Genomic DNA, 17,515 nt, shown 5'->3' with positions numbered 1-17,515 from the left:
CTCGATCATCGCGGTCACTGCGGCCTTTGGGATGAAGAACACCGATGTGGACATCACCAACCAGTCGATCAGCCTCAACTGGGCTCCGGAGGGGAAGATCCCCTACTCCCGAGTCCGGGTGGTGCGCTCCTGGTCCTCCAACTTCCAGGCGCTCTCCGCAGTGCACAGGCTGGTCACCGATATCACCGCCGGCCGGCTCACCCGCGGGGAGGCCGAGGCCCAGCTGGATGAGATCACCCGCCAGCCCAAGCCCTATCCACGCTGGATAGTCACTCTCTGCGGAGCGCTGTTCGCCAGCTTCTTCGCCAGTTTCTTGGGTGCCCCCATCCTGGATGCGTTAGCTGGTTTCGCGGCCACAATCCTGGTGATCTGGGTGGTCCGTCAGCTGACCGCCTGGCGGGTGCCGGAGTTCTTCACCCTTGCCGCCGGGGGCTTCATCGTCTCAGCATTCGCCATGATCGCCTTTGGGCTGGATGCCAATATCACCCCCTCGATGGTGACCGCCGGCGGACTGATGATCCTGCTGCCCAGTGTGCGGATCGTAGGCGCCATTCAGGATGCCATCAACGGCTTCCCGATCACCGCGGCCGGCCGCCTGGTCTCAGTGACCATCGCCTTTGCCGGAATGACCTCCGGGATTATGGCCGCTGTGGTCGGCTCCGAAATGGTGGGGATCTATCAGACCGAACTCGCCCAGGGCCTGACTCGCATCTATCCGGCACCTGTGCTGATTCTGCTGGTGTTCCTGGCCTGCTGCGCCGCGGCCATCGTGGAGCAGACCCGGCCGCTGCTGATCCTGCCCACCGGAGTGGTGGGTGCGCTGGGCTTCTGCGCCCTGTACCTGGGGGAGCTGATCGGCTTGGGCGATAGGTTCACCCCGGTCATCGGCGGCCTGATAGTCGGGGCACTGGGCCGGGTGGTGGCCCTGCGCCTGGGCGCCCCGCAGTTGGTGGTGGCGGTGCCTGCGATGATGTTCATGCTGCCCGGACTCATGATCTTCCGCGGCATGTACCAGCTGGCCATCGACAACACAGTCGCCTCCATGATGGGCGGCCTCTTCGAGCTGTTCAATGCGCTGATCATCATCATGGCGATCGCCGCCGGGATTGTGCTAGGCGATGTGGTCATGCGCCCGCTGACCGCAGAGCTGCAGTCCAATGAGCGCTCACGCGCCCGCCGGCGGTAGCTGCCAGTCCACCGGCTCGGCGCCCAGGCTCAGCAGAGCCTCATTGGTGCGGGAAAACGGACGTGAGCCGAAGAACCCCCGGTACGCCGAGAGCGGCGAGGGGTGCGGTGAGGTGATCACCGCAGTGCGCTCCCCGGCGCTGAGCACCGGCTGCAGCTGTCTGGCCTGCCCGCCCCAGAGGATCGAGACCAGCGGAGTGCCGCGCTCCACCAGTGCCCGGACCGCCTGTCCGGTCACTGCCTCCCAACCGATCCCGCGGTGGCTCGCCGGGGCACCGGCCGTCACGGTCAGGGCACGGTTGAGCATCAGAACACCCTGTTCTGCCCAAGCGGTGAGATCCCCGTGGGGACTGGGCTCAATGCCCAGATCCTCCTGGAGCTCCTTGAAGATGTTCACCAGGGACTTCGGCAGCGGGCGCACATCGGCAGCCACAGCGAAGGACATCCCAATCGGGTGCCCCGGGGTGGGATAGGGGTCCTGGCCGAGCACCAGCACCTTGACCTCCTCAAAGGGCTGCCGGAAGGCACGGAGAATATTGGCAGGCTCGGGCAGAATCTGCTCCCCGCGGCGTCGTCGTTCCTTCAGCTGCTCCGCGACTGCGGCGAAATCGGCCTCCGCAGGTGCCAATGCTTGCTCCCAGCCGGGGTCCAAAGGGTCGATCAGCTGCTTGAAGACGCTCATTGAACTCAGCCTAGAACACTGACCGGGTGTCATGTCAGCCGGAAATCCGGGCCGGGGGCGCCGCTCCGCCGTAGGATGAGGGCATGACCCAGTTCCCCCATGACGTGTTCGACGACGTCCAGCCCTACCGGCCCGATGAAGTCGGCAAGCACCGTGCCCCCGGCGCCAAACCTTCCGGCGGAGCAGCCGGACCGTCCGGTATGGGCAAGTGGATCGCCCTGGCAGTTGTGGCAGTCCTACTGATCGTCGGCGCCGTCTGGTTCCTCACCCGAGACAGTGAGGAGGAGCCCCCCGCCGAGGAGGATGAGCAGGAGCAGACTCCCGAGGAGAACGGTGAGGATGATCCGGAGGAGGACGGCGAGGAGGCCGAGGATCCGCAGGAGGGTCAGGAGGGCGAGCTGCCTGAGGCGCTCGCCGACGGGCACACTGTGCGGGCCGTCAACGCCGGGGGGCCTGCTGGCTCGGCCGGCTCGATGAGCGGCGAGCTCGAGGAGCTGGGCCTTGATGTGGGCGATCCCATGGACTGGGACTTCGCTAACTGGGGCAACCCGCCTACCACGCCCATGATCTATTACCCCTCTGAGGAGCAGCAGGCTCAGGCTGAGGCCCTCGCCGAGGTTCTGGAGATCGAGACCGTCACCGAGTCCGGCGCCTGGGCGACCATGGTGGTTGTGGTCGGCCCGGAGTATGACCCGAACGCGGCCGAATAGGGTCCTGCGGAGCTCTTAGAATCTTGCACTCTAGGGCCCAGAGTGCTAAAAATTGTCTTAGCACTCTCGTGTCGAGACTGCTAACCGAACCATTCAGGTGAGGCCATCGATGTGCCTGGAGTGACACCCGGGCGCGGCCGTCCGTCGCGGGCATCTGAGCCAGGTTCGACGTATTGACGCGAATCGAAACCACAGTCCAGGAAGGACAGTGCCACTATGGCTAAGACCATTGCATTCGACGAAGAGGCCCGCCGCGGCCTCGAGCGTGGGCTCAATGCCCTCGCCGACGCCGTCAAGGTCACCTTGGGCCCCCGCGGCCGCAACGTTGTGCTCGAGAAGTCCTGGGGCGCACCGACCATCACCAACGACGGCGTCTCCATCGCCAAGGAGATCGAGCTCGAGGATCCCTACGAGAAGATCGGTGCCGAGCTGGTCAAGGAGGTCGCCAAGAAGACCGACGACGTTGCCGGCGACGGCACCACCACCGCCACCGTGCTCGCTCAGGCCCTGGTCAAGGAGGGTCTGCGCAATGTGGCAGCAGGAGCTGACCCGATGGGCCTCAAGCGCGGCATCGACACCGCAGTTGAGGCAGTCACCGCACAGCTGCTCTCCTCCGCCAAGGAGGTCGAGACCACTGAGCAGATTGCTGCCACTGCCTCCATCTCCGCTGCTGATAAGCAGATCGGCGAGCTGATCGCCCAGGCTCTGGACAAGGTCGGCAAGGAAGGTGTGATCACCGTTGAGGAGTCCAACACCTTCGGCCTGGAGCTGGAGCTCACCGAGGGTATGCGCTTCGACAAGGGCTACCTCTCCGGCTACTTCGTCACCGACGCTGAGCGTCAGGAAGCCGTCCTGGAGGACCCCTACATCCTGATCGTCAACTCCAAGGTCTCCTCCGTCAAGGACGTCATCGGCATCCTGGAGCAGGTCATGCAGTCCGGCAAGCCCCTGCTGGTCATCGCCGAGGACGTGGAGGGCGAGGCCCTGGCCGCACTGGTGGTCAACAAGCTCAAGGGCACCTTCAAGTCCGTGGCCGTGAAGGCACCGGGCTTCGGCGACCGCCGCAAGGCCATGCTGGCCGATATCGCCATCCTGACCGGCGGCCAGGTCATCGCCGAGGAGGTGGGTCTCTCCCTGGAGAACGCCACCCTGGACCTGCTGGGCACCGCCCGCAAGGTGGTTGTCACCAAGGATGAGACCACCATCGTGGAGGGCGCCGGCAGCGCCGACGAGATCGCCGGCCGGGTCAACCAGATCAAGGCTGAGATCGAGAACACCGACTCCGACTACGACCGCGAGAAGCTCCAGGAGCGGCTGGCCAAGCTGGCCGGCGGTGTGGCCGTCATCAAGGCCGGTGCCGCCACCGAGGTGGAGCTCAAGGAGCGCAAGCACCGCATCGAGGACGCCGTGCGCAACGCCAAGGCCGCTGTGGACGAGGGCATCGTCGCCGGCGGCGGCGTGGCCCTGATCCAGGCCGGCGCCTCCGTCTTCGACAGCCTCTCCCTGGAGGGCGACGAAGCCACCGGTGCCAATATCGTCAAGTACGCCATCGAGGCTCCGCTCAAGCAGATCGCCGTCAACGCAGGCCTCGAAGCCGGCGTGGTCGCCGAGAAGGTCAAGTCCCTGCCCACCGGCCAGGGCCTCAACGCCGCCACCGGCGAGTACGAGGACCTGCTCGAGGCCGGTGTGGCCGATCCGGTGAAGGTGACTCGCTCGGCACTGCAGAACGCAGCCTCCATTGCCAGCCTGTTCCTCACCACTGAGGCCGTGGTCGCCGATAAGCCGGAGCCTGCTCCGGCCGGCGGCGGCGCCCCCGATATGGACGGTATGGGTGGCATGGGCGGCATGATGTAGCCCCTACCCCATAGAGAAACCCGCAGGCTGAGGTGTCTGCGGGTTTTTCTATGCCCGGGATCAGCGGGCAAAGATGCGGGTGTTGGTGCTCTCCACCTCCTCGTAGTGGGTGGAGGCCGCGGCCATCGCCTGCCGGACGCTCTGCAGGGACTGCTCCACCTGAACCTGGGTGGCCCGCCACTGGGTGAGCACATCCTGGAAGGCCAGGGCAGCAGAGCCCTTCCAGGTCTCCTGCAGCTGGCGCAGCTGACCCTCCATGGAGTTCACATCGGATTGGATGCGGCTCAGGGTGGCCTCCACGGTGCCGGATTTTGCCATCAGGTCGCCGGTGTCGATCTGGAAGATTGCCATGGTGGTGATCCTTTCTGATTCTTGAGCTGGTGTGCGAAGAGGGCCGGGGGCCTCTCCTGCAGCTCACGCTAGAGGTGCGCCCCGGGCAGGAGTGCCGGTCTGCTGGGCACTGGGGAGCATCCGGCGTGCCCGGCAGTGCTGGTTGCCGCCTGGGGAAAACTCCAGCAGCGTTAGAATCAGGGGTATGCCAGCATCCTCAACCGGACCCGCGGCGCGGATCAGCCTGCTGCTGGGTGTTGCCGTCACTGCCGTCAGCTTCACTGCTCTGCTCATCATCTTGGGCCTGTACTTTGCCGAGGCCCGCCCGCATCCTGGGCTGTACTGGGCCGCGCTCTGGGGCTTTCCCGCGGGGTTCGCGCTGATGTGCGGCTACCTGCTGGCCACCCTGAGGACCCGCCGGCGGGTAGCGCTTTCCGACTGAGCGGCAGCTCGCCCTTCAACTCATCTTTCAGTATCCTCACAGCCCGCTCCCAGGATCAGGCGTGAAACTGGCATGCGTGACTGAGAAAACTCCGGAAGCCAAGCTGCTCGTCGTCGATGACGAACCCAATATCCGTGAACTGCTCGCCACCAGCCTGCGTTTTGCCGGCTTCGATGTGGCCGCAGCCTCCAACGGACGTGAAGCCCTGGACACTGCCGAGGCGTTCCAGCCCGATCTGGCGGTACTCGATGTGATGCTGCCTGATATGGACGGCTTCACCGTCACCCGCCGGTTGCGCGCCTCCGGCAAACACTTCCCAGTGCTGTTCCTCACCGCCCGGGACGACACCGATGACAAGATCACCGGCCTCACCGTCGGCGGTGATGACTATGTCACCAAGCCGTTCTCGCTGGACGAGGTAGTAGCTCGCATCAAAGCCGTGCTGCGGCGCACCGCGCCCTACGAGGATGAGGATGCGGTCATCACCATCGATACCCTCGAACTCGACGACGACGCCCACGAGGTCCGCAGAGCCGGTGAAATCATCGAGCTCTCGCCCACCGAGTTCAAACTGCTGCGCTACCTGATGATGAACCCCAACCGGGTGCTCTCCAAGCAGCAGATCCTCGATCACGTCTGGGAGTACAACTTCAACGGAGATGCCTCCATCGTGGAGTCCTATATCTCTTACCTGCGCCGCAAGATCGACTCCGGCGCTGAGGGCGCCCCGGCGATTCAGACCAAACGCGGGGTCGGATACGTGCTGCAGACCTGGGAGCGCCGTCAGCGCGCCCAGGGGGCCACCGCGTCCTGACGGCCCCGGGCACTGAGCCCCACAGCGGTACTCGGTGGCCCCCCGGCACCACTGGGTGCGCCGCCGCCTCCCGCCCTGCCAACACGTTCGTACTGAGGTGAGCATGCGCCGTCGTAGGCTTGACATATGGCCCTCCTGAATGCAGTCTCCCGGGCGTGGCGGCGAACCTCCCTGCGCACCCAGCTGGTCACCATCACCTCTGGGCTGCTGCTTCTGACCCTGGTGGTCACCACCTTCGTCTCCGCCAGCCTGTTCCGCCAGGAGCTGGAGCGGAATATGGACTCCGAGCTCGCCTCCAATGCACAGACCCTGGCCAACTACTTCTACGCACTGCGCGATGACCTGCCCTCCGATGAGGAGGACAGCGGGCCCACCTACGCTGAGCTGCAGGCTATCTCCCGGTTCTACGGCTGGCTGCTGGACGATGAGGGCCAGCCGATCCCCAACCTTAATCTGCGCACTGCGAACTCCGAGACCGCTGATGTCCCGCAGATCCCGCGGCTGACCCCGCAGGAGGCCAGCGAGATCCGATACCAGGCCTTCGAAGTGCCCGGAACCCAACCCAATTCGCGGGGCTTCCGGATGATGGCAGTGGACCTGCAGCACCAGGAGGAGACGGTGGTCATCGCCCTGCCCCTGGACAATCTGGAGACATCGGTGGAGCGCGCCAGCTTCCTCGTCGCCACGATCGGGCTGCTGGCTACTCTAGGAGCTTCGGTGATGGCCTATTCGCTGGTTACGCGGGCCTTCCGCCCGCTGCTGCAGGTGGAGAAGACCGCCGCCGCCATCGCCGAGGGAGACTTCAGCCAGCGGGTGCGCACCAGCTCACCCCCGGAGACAGAGATTGGCCGCCTTGCCGCAGCGCTGAACACCATGCTGGAGCATATTGAGGAGGCCTTCGCAGAGAAAGCAGCCTCCGAGGAGAAGATGCGCCGGTTCATCCAGGATGCCTCCCATGAGCTGCGCACCCCCTTGGTCACCATCCGCGGGTTTTCCGAGCTCTACCGGCAGGGTGGGCTCGGGGAGAACCCGGAAGTCGTGGGAACCGCCATGGGGCGGATCGAGTCCGAGGCGACCCGGTTGGGCCAGCTGGTGGAGGATATGCTCACTCTGGCGCGGCTGGACGAGCAGCGCGCCCTGGAGAACAAGCCTCTGGACCTGAACATCATTGCCCATGAGACGGTGATGGATATGACCGTCAACGCCCCGGATCGGGAGGTCAAGGTGATCGGCCTGGCGGGCGGATCCCCCGCCCCTGCACCGGTGATGGGGGACGAGGGCCGGATCCGGCAGATCGTCACCAACCTGGTCACCAATGCCCTGCGCTACACCCCGGAGGGTACTCCCATTGAGCTGGCGGTGGGCACCGACAGCCTCGTCGAAGGCAAGCAGGAATCAGTGCTGGAGGTCCGTGACCACGGGGAGGGCATCGAACCTGAGGATGCGCAGAAGATCTTCGAACGGTTCTACCGGGCGGACAACTCCCGGCAGCGCGAGACGGGGGGCACCGGACTGGGCCTGGCTATCTGTGCGGCCATCGCCGCGCAGCACGGCGGCAGCGTCCGGCATTCAGAGACCCCAGGCGGCGGGGCCACCATGACCCTGCGGCTGCCCCTGGACCAGGAGGCCGCCGCCGCGGATGAGGAGCATGAAGTGGACCTCACCGAGGAGGAGCTGGAGCAGTTCCGCTCGGCGGCCCTGGGCTCCCGGGAGTGATAAGGCCCGCATTTGGGGGTACGCTGGTATTCGCTCAATTTCGAGGAAGGATTGACGTGCCTACGGGAAAAGTGAAGTGGTTCGACGCCGATAAAGGCTTCGGTTTCGTCACCGGCGACGACGGCCAGGAGGCCTATCTGCACTCCTCCGTGCTGCCCTCTGGGGTCAGCACGGTCAAAGCTGGCACCCGCTTGGAGTACGGCATCGCCGACGGGCGCCGCGGCAAACAGGCGCTCAGCGTGCGGGTACTCGGCGAAGCGCCCTCTGTAGTGCGTGCCACCCGCAAGCCGGCCGAGGAGATGGGTGAGCTGGTCCAGGACCTGGTGAACATGCTGGACAACACCACAGGTCAGCTGCGCAAGGGGTACTACCCCAAACCTGAACAGTCCCGGAAGATCGCTGCCCTGCTGCGCCGGGTAGCAGACGACTTCGACGCCTGAGCATGCCCAGCTATAAGAAGGACCCGGTACTGGCAGAGGCCGTCGACGCCGCCCGTGCTGCCCTGATGGACTTCGCGCCCACCGAGCAGATCGGGGAGCACCTGAGCGCCAAGGCCGACGGCGACCGCCTGCTCACTCACCGGTTCGCCGCTGAGAAGCCCGGCTACCGAGGCTGGGAGTGGTACGTGACCCTGGCGCGGGCTCCCCGGTCCAAGAAGGCCACGGTCTGTGAGCTCGGCATGCTTCCCGGCCAGGACGCTCTGCTGGCCCCGGAATGGGTTCCCTGGTCGGAGCGGGTCACCGATACCGAGCGGGAATCCTCAGCCGGGTAGGCGAGCGGAGCATTTCCGGCACGGCTGTCCAGCGGGGAGCCGCAGCCGCAGCCGAATCTGTGGAGCAGTGGACCCTATCCCTGTTCCAGCACACCCCACCTCGGCCCCAATCCTGCATAGCAGCATTGGGGTCCCCTGCCGACGCGGCGACCCGCTCATCCTTCCAGGATGAAATCAATACAGGACAGCAGCTGGCTGACATCCTCCGGATCCGTGGCCACGAAGGTGGCGATCCGCAGCTGGTTCCGGCCCAGCTTCCGGTAGGGCTCCACATCAACGATCCCGTTGGCCCGCAGTGCCGCCGCCACAGCGGCGGCATTCACGGTCTGATCGAAGTCCACGGTGACCACTACAGCTGAGCGGTCCTCCTCCCTGGCTACGAATGGGGATGCCACCGCATGGGCCTCCGCCCACTGGTAGACCCGGCCGGCCGAGTCTGCGGTGCGGGCGGCGGCGAAGCCCATGCCCCCAGAGCTGTTGATCCACCGGATCTGCTCCTCGAAGGTGACCAGTGTGGCCAGCGCCGGGGTGTTGCAGGTCTGATTCTTCCGGGAGTTCTCAATGGCGGTGGTCAGGCTCAGGAAATCGGGGATCCAGCGCTCAGCGGCCAGCCGCTCCGCCCGCTCCACGGCAGCCGGTGAGAGAACCGCCACCCACAGCCCGCCATCGGAGGCGAAGTTCTTCTGCGGGGCAAAGTAATAGACATCTGTCTCGGCGATGTCCACTGCGAGTCCGCCGGCAGCCGAGGTGGCGTCGATAACTGTCAGGGCGTCGTCGTCGGCCCCTGGTACCCGGCGCACCGGAGCGGCCACCCCGGTGGAGGTCTCATTCTGCGGCCAGGCGTAGACATCCACTCCAGGTTCGGCTGCGGGTTCCGGACGGGTGCCCGGCTCCGCGGTGAGGATGGAACTGGGCTGCAGAAATGGTGCCTTGTCGGTAGCCTTGGCGAATTTGGAGCCGAACTCCCCGAAGGAGAGATGCTGGGCCTTGGCGGTGACCAGGCCGAAGCTGGCGATGTCCCAGAAAGCGGTGGCCCCGCCGACTCCGAGCACCACCTCATAGCCCTCCGGAAGGCTGAACAGCTCGCTGAGGCCTTCCCGGATGCCGCCCACCAGGTTCTTCACCGGCGCCTGACGGTGCGAGGTGCCCAGCAAGTGCCGCCCTGAGTCCACCAGAGCGCGGACCTGTTCAGGGCGCACCCGGGAGGGGCCGGCTCCGAACCTGCCGTCCTGGGGCAGCAGCTCTGCAGGGATGGTGATGGTCTCCGGGGTCACAGACACTCCTTGATATATATGCTGGTCTCGTGACCGATCTTATCGATACCACTGAGATGTATCTGCGCACCATCCTCGACCTAGAGGAGGAGGGGATCGTTCCACTTCGCGCCCGGATCGCCGAACGGCTGGAGCATTCCGGGCCCACAGTGTCCCAGACAGTGGCTCGGATGGAACGTGACGGTCTGCTGCGGCTGACTGAGTCCCGGCAGCTGGAGCTCACGGAGGCAGGGCGGGGACTGGCGGTGCAGGTGATGCGCAAGCACCGCCTGGCGGAACGTCTGCTCTCCGATGTGATCGGATTGGAATGGCCCTATATCCATGAGGAGGCCTGCCGGTGGGAGCACGTAATGAGCGAACGGGTGGAGCGCCGACTGGTGGAGCTGCTCGATGACCCGGTGGAGTCTCCCTATGGCAATCCGATCCCCGGGCTGGAGCAGCTGGGGGTCACCGGTGCGCACCCGTCGATGCTGGCGCGCAAGACGCTGCGGGAGGCTGCCGAGGAGTACGACGCCGCCGCCGGCCCCACACCCTGGAAAGTCCAGCGACTCGCCGAGTCCATTCAGGTGGAGCCCGAGGTGCTGGAACAGCTCCTTGAGGTGGGTCTGCGCCCCGGGGTGCCGGTGGAGGTCACCGGATTGACTGAGGCATACGCTCTGCTGACCGTGGAGGATCCGGAGCAGGGCAGGCTCGAAGTGGAGCTGCCCCTTGAGGTTGCTCAGCACATCTTCGTCAACGAGCGCTGAGCCGAGCGGAGGCAGCTGAGGCGCACTGAGTTCTTCGCCACAGCGGACGCGCTGAGTTTGGCGCGCGTGACGATTCTGTGACACAGTAATGCGCCGAGGCACGCCCGCCGTGACCTAAACGTGACATCGATATCAATCTGTTATAAAGTCGTCCACGTGCTTGGAGCAGTAGTCCGAACTGCTCCAAAATTCTTCAGCCGGCACCGACCCTGCAAGCCGGCCGGAGGAAAGTTCGCAAAGCTACCGCAACCGGCAGGGAAAGGTTTCAACACTCGTGACTGACAACACCATCTTTGATTCTCGGCGTGCTCGTCGCGCCCAGAAGCAGCGCGCCACCACCGGCGCCGCAGGTCGCACCGCCGCCGCAGTTCTGGCCTCCGCCGGCCTGGTGATCGGCACCGGTGTGGCAGCCAATGCCAATAGCGGCAATGACAGCACCGCCTCAGAAGGTCGCACCGCCACCACCGTGGATGTGCCGGCCTCTTCACTGACCATTGAGCGGGCCTCCACTGTTGAGGCCTCCTCCACCGTAGAAGCTCCTGCGGAGGTGTCGCTGGGTATTGAGCGCCCGGCCTTCTCCTCGGAGTCAGCTCCCGAGCCTGAGCCCGAACCGGAGCCGGAGCCCGAGCCTGAGCCGGTCCAGCAGAGCGAGCCCGCTCAGCAGGAGTCTCAGCCGCAACAGCAGGAGCAGCCGCAGAGCTCCAACTCCGGGCAGAGCCAGCAGAGCTCCTCCGGCTCCAGTGAGTCCGGATCCTCCGAGAGCTCCTCCTCCGGGTCCTCCAGCTCCGGCGGCAGCAGCTCTGTGGTCAGCGCCGCCTACTCCGGTGTGGGTTCGCCCTACAGATGGGGCGGGACCAGCCCCTCCGGCTTTGACTGCTCCGGATTCATCAACTGGGCCTACAACCAGGCCGGCCGCGGCGGACTGCCCCGCACCACCTACGGCATGGCAAACCTTCCCCAGGTCTCCAGCCCTGCCCCCGGCGACATCGTGCTCGCCAATGGCAATACCCACGGCGGTATCTACGTGGGCAACGGCCAGGTGATCTCCGCTACCCCCAGTGGCGGTGTGCGGGTTCACGACCTGCACGCCGGCTGGCACAACGTGACCAGCTACCACCGTCCAGGCTGATCTGCAGCATTCTGAAATGCCCACCTGTGGGGTGCAGCTCTTCGGAGCCGCACCCCACAGGTGTTTAACGCACTCGCTAAGGCGCGCTCAGCGCCGTATGGCCACCCCAATTCGTACAGTAAGTATCCAGAAAATACTCAGTTCTTCAGGTGGCTCCGAGGTGCAGTAGAGCGAAAGTTTCGCGCCCCGTGACCTAAATGTGACATTGAGATCGTTCTGTTATAAAGTCGTCTCCGTGATGAACGAGACCACTATCCAGACCCGGCGTGAGCGCCGCATGGCCTCCGAGGCCGCCGCCCGCCGCAGCGTGAAGTCCCGCGCCGCCAAGACCAGCCGCAACGTCGGAGTAGTGCTCGGCACCTCCGGCCTGCTGCTCTCCACCACAGTGGCCGCTGTGGCCGATGAGGCCCCCCAGGCTGAAGGCCGGGCACAGGCCACTGTCGCCATTGATGTCTCCGATGCTGAGCTTGCCAGCGTTGCCCAGCCGGCAGCGGTCACCGCTTCGGCAGAGCTCGAGCTGGCCTTTGACCGCCCAGCGGTGACCACTGAGGCTGCCGCTGAGCCTGAGCCTGAGCCTGAGCCTGAGCCTGAGCCCGCGCCGACTTCCGCTCCGCAAGCTGCCGCCGACACCGGCACCCAGACTGCCTCTGACACCGGGTCCCAGAGTGCTCCAGCTACCTCTGCCGTCACCGAGACCACAGACACCTCCCAGGCAGCCACTGCCGCACCGGCAGAGCCGGCTCCGGTGAATAACGGTGGTGTGGTGGGCACCGCCTACAGCGTCATCGGCACTCCATACGTCTGGGCTGGCTCCAGCCTTTCGGGCATGGACTGCTCGGGTTTCATCAACTGGGTGTACCGCCAGCACGGCATCAGCCTGCCGCGCAACACCCATGGCATGCTGGCCGCCCTGCCCCGCGTCTCCACCCCCCAGCCCGGCGACATCGTCATCTCCACCGGCATCCGCAGCGCCTACCACGCAGGCATCTACGTGGGCAACGGTCAGATGGTTGCTTCCCTCGCAGCAGAGGGTGTGACTACTCACGGCTACCACGAGGGCTGGCACAACGTTGTTGCTATCCTCCGGCCAGGAGGCTGACCCTCCGGTCAGCTGAGAATGGTCTCCAGTGTGGGGTGCGGCTCGTTGAGAGCGGCGCCCCACAGCTGTATCTGCCCAAAGTCATGCACCATGCAACGCCCGGCTGGGGTTTATAGTGAATCGGGAAGCAGACGCCGCACACAAAGAATCATCAGAGTGAGAAGAAGACCTTAGGACACACAATGCGCACCCTGGTGCTCAACGCAGGCTACGAGCCGCTCAGCGTGGTGACCTCGCGCCGCGCAGCGGTCCTCGTCATGCGCGGCAAGGCCAGCGTACTGGCCGAGGATGGGAATCCGATAGTGTCCCCCTCCACCTTGATTCCCCGTCCGGCAGTAATCCTGCTCCACCAGTATGTACGAGTCGCACGACGCCGCCCCTCTGCGCCTTCTCGGCGCAGCATCCTTCGCCGCGACCAGCGCCAGTGCGGATACTGCGGAAAATCAGCCGCCACAGTGGACCATGTAATCCCCAAATCACGCGGCGGTGACTCCAGCTGGGGGAATCTGGTGGCCTGCTGCGGGCCCTGCAATGTGCGCAAGGGGGATAAGACCTTGGAGCAGTTGGGCTGGAAGCTGCTGATCACCCCCAAGGCTCCGGTTCACCATATGTGGCTGCCCGCTGAGCTTGATGCCCCCCGCGATGCCTGGATGCCGTTCCTGGCCAGTCCCTCCGCAGGCGAAACCCAGCTCGGTGCCCGGGGTGGCCCGCAGCAGCGGCAGAGCGTCGGCACGGGTCACTGACGCCGCGGTTAGCCTCGGCCGGCTGCGCACCGGACTTCCCGCCTGCAGCCGGTCAGGCCGCTGCGCAGCCTGCCCTAGGCAGTTGCGATTTGCGGAGAATTAATGACTCGGTGTTGGCGGTGCGGGGACAGTAGCGTAGGCTGAGGGTATTGAACGTCATTGCTTTACCCCAGTGGCCTCAACACTTCTGCAGCAGCCTGGCCGGCTGTCGCAGGAAATGCGCCGTGAACGTATCGGCGCATCTGAAGAAACACAGTTAGGAAACATCATGGCCACTGGCACCGTCAAATGGTTCAACGCCGAAAAGGGTTACGGCTTCATCGCCCCCTCCGACGGCACGGACGACGTCTTCGTTCACTACAGCGCAATTGACCCCGGCAACGGCGGCTTCAAGACCCTCGAGGAGAACCAGCAGGTTCAGTTCGAGACTGCTTCCGGGCCCAAGGGCCTGCAGGCAGAGAACGTCAGCGCTCTCTGACCCGAGTCTTTTCCAGGAACGGCCCCCGGCCCGCCACTATGGCGGAACCGGGGGCCGTTCCCTTTTAACCTGGCTATCCTGGGGGAGAACGGGAACCGGACGGAGAAGAGAATCAGCATGCGAATACGCCACGGCGAGGGCGGCACCACATTGGATCTGCGCAGCGGGGGTGGCGTGCAGTCATGCATCAATGTGGGAATCACACTTTTTGCGTTCGTCTTTGCCTGCCTCATCGGCGGCACGATCTTCTGGGGCCACTACCAGTCTGAGCACATGCCCACCCCGTGGTGGATCCTGGCGGTGCCGTTCTTCTTCCTGGGCATCGGCGTACTCATCGTAGGAGGCAATCAGCGCATCCGGGCGCATCTGGCCCGGTATGGGCACAGCAGTGCGACAACCAGCAGATGGCTGGGCCTGCAGAAGGATGAGCAGAGCTTCGAGGCCGCCGCGGTCCACCACCTGCACCTGCACACCGAGGAGCGGATCACCCGGAACAAGAACGGCACTACCCGCTACCGGATCTCCCACTTGGCTGTGGTGCTGCGTGACGGCACCGAGGTGCTCATCGGCAAGCAAAGGCGCGGCGGACTCGGCGGCCAGCAGCCATTGCTGGAGCAGGCCGGTGAGATAGCCCTGTTCCTGGGTGTCCCTCTGGAACGCACCGGCATCGGTGCTCCCATCGGTCATGGCCTCCCGCCCACCGGAACGGCCGGGCCCCAACCACAGGGTCCCGGCGGCTGGGGAGCCCCGCCCGACGGGCACAGCGCACCGGGCCAGAGCTACGGGTACCCTCTGCAGCAGCACCCGCCAGGGTCTAGTCAGCATTTCCGCCCGGGCGGACCCGGGCCGCAGGGCGGCCAGTACCCTGGTGACGGCGGTGGGCTGCCCAGCTGGATCCGTGGGAAAGGCCAGTAGGCGGCGTCGTTGGAGCTGGCCATAGCGCTGCGCAGCGGAATGTTCAGAGTCAGCTGACGGCGATCAGGGCGATGATGATCACCGGCCGGCGGTCCGCAGTCCAGGTGGGGCGGACCTGCTCGCGCTTGCGCAGCACCCAGGGCAGCATCAACGCGGAATGGAAGACCCCGCCCAGACTGAAGTAGAGGATCGGGTCCACCCCGAACGCATTGACCGTGAAGTTGTCCCACAGTGTATAGGTGGCAATCATCGCACCGGTGGCTCCGCCGTAGAAGAGCCCCGTGGTCAGCCCCGAGGCGCGCCGGAAGAGCTTGCGTCCGGTGACGATGAGAATACCGCCGATCACGATTAGGCCGCCAAGCAGGGCAATGGTCTCCGGACGCTCTCCCAGGAAGCAGACGGCAACAATGATGGTCAGCACCGGGCCGACGCCGCGGGCCACCGGATAGACCACACCCAGATCTGCTTTGCGGTACCCGGTCTGCAGCAGCATCTCGCGTAGCTGATGTGCAGCAGGGCAGTGATGAAGGAAGCCAGTGGCAGCTCCCAGCCGTAGCTGGCGCCGGTGTGTGCGGCGTAGGCGATCCCCACCGGCAGGGTGAAGATGCAGCCCAGGGAGTAGTACAGCCACACGAAGATGGTGGTGTCGCCCTTGGCGGTCTTGGCGGCCAGGTTCCACACTGCGTGGAAGACCGCGGCTGCCAGCACCATGGCCAGTGCGGGGCTGCTCATGGGTGGCTGGAGCCGCTGCTGGGCATGTCCAGGGCCAGCAGCCCGGCCAGCAGCACTGAGGAGTAGCTGTCGGCGGAGTGCTGGGCGGTCAACCCGGACATGGTCAGCCGGTAGGCGGCGTCGGTGGCCACCGGAAGGGAAGTGCCGGAAGCGGTTACCAGCAGCCGGCCGGCACTGCGTAAGGTGCTGATAGCTCGGGCCACCGCATTCTGATCCAGGGTGCCACGGGCGGCCCTCAGGCTTTCGGCGTGGCTGGCGATGATCACATCGGTGAGTTCGCCGGGGCTGGTTGCCTCGGCCAAGCTGGGCGCTCAGTAGTGCCCCATAGAGTGGTGTAGTCCCCGGTGACTGTCACGGTTATGAACGTGAGCGCGGTCATCGGGTGGCCCCTTCGAGGAAACTCTCACATCCCAACTCGAAAGGACATCACCACGATGACCGCTCCTCATATTGTCGACCCTGCAGGGGTGCTCAAGGAAGCCCTCTCCGAGGCTTCACCGGATCTGATGCGCAGCTTGCTGCAGACCATGATCAACGCCCTGCTCTCAGCCGATGTCGATGCCGTGGTTGGTGCCCAGTACGGTAAGCCCAGTGCCGAACGGGTCACCCAGCGCAACGGCTACCGCCACCGGGCCCTGGACACCCGAGTAGGCACTGTCGATGTCGCGGTGCCGAAGCTACGCCAAGGCACTTACTTCCCCGACTGGCTGCTGGAGCGGCGTAAGCGCGCTGAATCAGCGATGATCACCGTGGTCGCTGACGCGTATTTGGCTGGGGTCTCCACCCGCCGGATGGACAAACTGGTCAAGACTCTGGGCATCGACTCGTTGTCGAAGTCACAGGTCTCCAGGATGGCTGAGGATCTCGATGCCCACGTCGCTGACTTCCGCACCCGACCCCTGGGCCAGTCGGGCCCGTTCACCTTCGTGGCCGCTGATGCGTTGACGATGAAAGTCCGTGAAGGCGGCCGAGTGATCAACGCGGTGGTGCTGGTCGCTACCGGGGTTAACGCCGATGGCCACCGCGAAGTCCTGGGACTGCGGGTAGCCACCGCCGAGACCGCTGCGGCCTGGAACACGTTCTTCGCTGACCTGGTCGCCCGCGGCCTGGCCGGGGTCAAGATGGTCACCAGTGATGCCCACCGCGGGCTGGTAGAGGCCATCGCAGCCAACCTGCCCGGAGCGGTGTGGCAGCGTTGCCGCACCCACTATTCCGCGAACCTGATGAGCGTGTGCCCTAAGAGCATGTGGCCTGCGGTGAAGGCGATGCTGCACTCGGTCTATGACCAGCCCGATGCCGCCAGCGTCAACGCCCAGTTCGATCGTCTGCTGGACTACCTCGAAGCCAAGCTGCCAGCCGTTCATGACCACCTCGACGCCGCCCGGGCCGAGATCCTGGCCTTCGCCGCCTTTCCCAAGGACGTGTGGACCCAGGTCTGGTCGAATAACCCCAACGAGCGGCTGAACAAAGAGATCCCCCGGCGCACCGATGTCGTCGGGATCTTTCCCAACCGCGATGCCATCACCCGCCTCATCGGTGCTGTGCTGGCGGAGCAGAACGACGAATGGGCCGAAGGCCGCCGTTACCTCGGCCTCGAAGTCCTCCAACGCTGCCGACAGGCACTAGACCCAGACGCCGAGGCCCACGACCACCATGACCTGCCGGCCTTGGAAGCAGCCGCGTAACCGACCCCCACCCGACTACCTGCTGACCAACGAAAACCTCGAAGAACAACAGAGCCACCTACACCACTTCACGGGACTTGACCTCACCAAGACCACCGCCTCTCGATGGTCAGGTAGGCATCGAGTCACCCGTGCGGCGCAGCCCCTGTCGGTGGACGTGCGTTATTGAGGGCAGGTTTTATTCGGCGCGTTGAGCGATGTAGCCGGAC

Annotated in this window: 21 protein-coding genes; 15 read left to right on the top strand and 6 right to left on the bottom strand. The window is 65.2% G+C overall.

Going from position 1 to position 17,515, the window contains the following annotated elements:
- A partial coding sequence (locus GNZ21_RS02460) for a threonine/serine exporter family protein (protein ID WP_157321034.1) occupies positions 1-1,186 on the top strand: 1,186 nt, incomplete at its 5' end.
- Here GNZ21_RS02460 and GNZ21_RS02455 read toward each other — a convergent pair.
- A complete protein-coding gene (locus tag GNZ21_RS02455; protein ID WP_157321032.1) occupies positions 1,166-1,867 on the bottom strand; it encodes a uracil-DNA glycosylase in 702 nt (233 codons plus the stop codon). The genes GNZ21_RS02460 and GNZ21_RS02455 overlap by 21 nt on opposite strands.
- An 83-nt stretch (positions 1,868-1,950) precedes the next feature.
- Here GNZ21_RS02455 and GNZ21_RS02450 point away from each other — a divergent pair, with 83 nt between their 5' ends.
- The gene (locus GNZ21_RS02450; RefSeq protein ID WP_157321030.1) at positions 1,951-2,577 is read left to right on the top strand and encodes a LytR C-terminal domain-containing protein; all 627 of its coding nucleotides are present in this window, start codon (positions 1,951-1,953) and stop codon (positions 2,575-2,577) included.
- A gap of 216 nt (positions 2,578-2,793) precedes the next feature.
- Positions 2,794-4,431 carry a chaperonin GroEL gene (gene groL / locus GNZ21_RS02445; RefSeq protein WP_157321028.1) on the top strand — a complete coding sequence of 546 codons (1,638 nt, stop codon included), beginning with the start codon at positions 2,794-2,796 and terminating at the stop codon, positions 4,429-4,431.
- A 60-nt stretch (positions 4,432-4,491) separates the two neighbouring features.
- Here groL and GNZ21_RS02440 read toward each other — a convergent pair whose 3' ends face one another.
- The gene (locus GNZ21_RS02440; protein ID WP_157321026.1) at positions 4,492-4,782 is read right to left on the bottom strand and encodes a WXG100 family type VII secretion target; all 291 of its coding nucleotides are present in this window, start codon (positions 4,780-4,782) and stop codon (positions 4,492-4,494) included.
- 184 nt (positions 4,783-4,966) lie between these two features.
- Between GNZ21_RS02440 and GNZ21_RS02435 the strand changes: the two genes are divergently transcribed.
- From GNZ21_RS02435 to GNZ21_RS02415, 5 genes are all read left to right on the top strand, one after another.
- On the top strand, positions 4,967-5,203 hold the full coding sequence (locus GNZ21_RS02435) for a hypothetical protein (protein ID WP_157321024.1): 237 nt from the start codon (positions 4,967-4,969) through the stop codon (positions 5,201-5,203).
- A 76-nt stretch (positions 5,204-5,279) separates the two neighbouring features.
- Positions 5,280-6,017: a response regulator transcription factor gene (locus GNZ21_RS02430; protein ID WP_188503776.1), complete on the top strand. Its 738-nt coding sequence runs from the start codon at positions 5,280-5,282 to the stop codon at positions 6,015-6,017.
- Between the two features lie 126 nt (positions 6,018-6,143).
- Positions 6,144-7,733, top strand: a complete 1,590-nt coding sequence (locus GNZ21_RS02425; protein ID WP_157321022.1) for a sensor histidine kinase — start codon at positions 6,144-6,146, stop codon at positions 7,731-7,733.
- A 56-nt stretch (positions 7,734-7,789) separates the two neighbouring features.
- Positions 7,790-8,173 (top strand): cold-shock protein, encoded by a 384-nt coding sequence (locus tag GNZ21_RS02420; protein ID WP_188503775.1) that lies wholly within the window; start codon positions 7,790-7,792, stop codon positions 8,171-8,173.
- A gap of 2 nt (positions 8,174-8,175) precedes the next feature.
- Positions 8,176-8,505, top strand: coding sequence for a DUF3027 domain-containing protein (locus GNZ21_RS02415; protein ID WP_157321020.1), 330 nt, complete (start codon positions 8,176-8,178; stop codon positions 8,503-8,505).
- Positions 8,506-8,660: 155 nt separating this feature from the next.
- Here the strand turns inward: GNZ21_RS02415 and serC are convergent, their stop codons facing one another.
- Positions 8,661-9,779: a phosphoserine transaminase gene (serC, locus tag GNZ21_RS02410; protein ID WP_188503774.1), complete on the bottom strand. Its 1,119-nt coding sequence runs from the start codon at positions 9,777-9,779 to the stop codon at positions 8,661-8,663.
- A gap of 29 nt (positions 9,780-9,808) precedes the next feature.
- On the opposite strand from serC, the gene GNZ21_RS02405 reads away from it, so the two are divergent.
- The 6 genes from GNZ21_RS02405 to GNZ21_RS02380 all read left to right on the top strand — a co-directional run bounded on the left by GNZ21_RS02405 (position 9,809) and on the right by GNZ21_RS02380 (position 14,889).
- Entirely contained in the window at positions 9,809-10,525 is a 717-nt protein-coding gene (locus GNZ21_RS02405; RefSeq protein ID WP_188503773.1) for a metal-dependent transcriptional regulator, read from the top strand.
- A gap of 274 nt (positions 10,526-10,799) precedes the next feature.
- Positions 10,800-11,654 (top strand): C40 family peptidase, encoded by an 855-nt coding sequence (locus GNZ21_RS02400; protein ID WP_157321018.1) that lies wholly within the window; start codon positions 10,800-10,802, stop codon positions 11,652-11,654.
- Between the two features lie 238 nt (positions 11,655-11,892).
- Positions 11,893-12,753, top strand: a complete 861-nt coding sequence (locus GNZ21_RS15645; RefSeq protein WP_198345951.1) for a C40 family peptidase — start codon at positions 11,893-11,895, stop codon at positions 12,751-12,753.
- Between the two features lie 182 nt (positions 12,754-12,935).
- On the top strand, positions 12,936-13,496 hold the full coding sequence (locus GNZ21_RS02390; RefSeq protein ID WP_157321016.1) for an HNH endonuclease: 561 nt from the start codon (positions 12,936-12,938) through the stop codon (positions 13,494-13,496).
- A 268-nt stretch (positions 13,497-13,764) separates the two neighbouring features.
- Positions 13,765-13,974 (top strand): cold-shock protein, encoded by a 210-nt coding sequence (locus GNZ21_RS02385; RefSeq protein ID WP_150461939.1) that lies wholly within the window; start codon positions 13,765-13,767, stop codon positions 13,972-13,974.
- Positions 13,975-14,091: 117 nt separating this feature from the next.
- Positions 14,092-14,889, top strand: a complete 798-nt coding sequence (locus GNZ21_RS02380) for a hypothetical protein (protein ID WP_157321014.1) — start codon at positions 14,092-14,094, stop codon at positions 14,887-14,889.
- 49 nt (positions 14,890-14,938) lie between these two features.
- Here the strand turns inward: GNZ21_RS02380 and GNZ21_RS02375 are convergent, their stop codons facing one another.
- The 3 genes from GNZ21_RS02375 to GNZ21_RS02365 are packed head-to-tail and all read right to left on the bottom strand — an operon-like array spanning position 14,939 to position 15,923.
- Entirely contained in the window at positions 14,939-15,382 is a 444-nt protein-coding gene (locus tag GNZ21_RS02375; RefSeq protein WP_157321012.1) for a DMT family transporter, read from the bottom strand.
- On the bottom strand, positions 15,304-15,621 hold the full coding sequence (locus tag GNZ21_RS02370) for a hypothetical protein (protein WP_157321010.1): 318 nt from the start codon (positions 15,619-15,621) through the stop codon (positions 15,304-15,306). The genes GNZ21_RS02375 and GNZ21_RS02370 overlap by 79 nt, the downstream gene beginning before the upstream one ends.
- Positions 15,618-15,923 carry a MurR/RpiR family transcriptional regulator gene (locus GNZ21_RS02365; protein WP_157321008.1) on the bottom strand — a complete coding sequence of 102 codons (306 nt, stop codon included), beginning with the start codon at positions 15,921-15,923 and terminating at the stop codon, positions 15,618-15,620. Before GNZ21_RS02365 ends, GNZ21_RS02370 begins: the two co-directional genes overlap by 4 nt.
- A gap of 132 nt (positions 15,924-16,055) precedes the next feature.
- Between GNZ21_RS02365 and GNZ21_RS02360 the strand changes: the two genes are divergently transcribed.
- The gene (locus GNZ21_RS02360) at positions 16,056-17,306 is read left to right on the top strand and encodes an IS256 family transposase (RefSeq protein ID WP_157321006.1); all 1,251 of its coding nucleotides are present in this window, start codon (positions 16,056-16,058) and stop codon (positions 17,304-17,306) included.
- Positions 17,307-17,515: the final 209 nt, after the last annotated feature.

The sequence above is a fragment of the Nesterenkonia alkaliphila genome, assembly GCF_009758175.1.
Classification (GTDB): Bacteria; Actinomycetota; Actinomycetes; order Actinomycetales; family Micrococcaceae; genus Nesterenkonia; species Nesterenkonia alkaliphila.
This window is presented reverse-complemented; position numbering and strand designations above follow the sequence as displayed.